The 255-nt window shown below is 45.5% G+C and carries 1 rRNA gene; it reads left to right on the top strand.

The window, feature by feature from the left end:
• Nucleotides 1-163: 163 nt before the first annotated feature.
• Nucleotides 164-255 (top strand): 5S ribosomal RNA (gene rrf, locus M3197_RS17280); the annotation flags it as partial.

The raw sequence follows: 255 nt of genomic DNA, 5'->3' as shown, positions 1-255 counted from the left end.
AAGATGATGAGGTGGATAGGTCTGGTGTGGAAGCATGGCGACATGTGGAGCTGACAGATACTAATCGATCGAGGACTTTCCCAAATTATAGTTAGAGAATCACAAGATTGTTTTGAGTTTCAATGTTTGTTTTATCCAGTTTTGAGCGAACAAGCTCAATTTGTCTGGTAATGATGGCGAAGAGGTCACACCCGTTCCCATACCGAACACGGAAGTTAAGTTCTTCAGCGCCGATGGTAGTAGGGGGCTTCCCCC

Origin of the sequence: Sporosarcina aquimarina (assembly GCF_023715615.1) — a bacterium.
Lineage (GTDB): Bacteria > Bacillota > Bacilli > Bacillales_A > Planococcaceae > Sporosarcina > Sporosarcina aquimarina_A.
The sequence above is the reverse complement of the archived record's forward strand: the minus strand, read 5'-3'. Positions and strand labels throughout refer to the sequence as shown.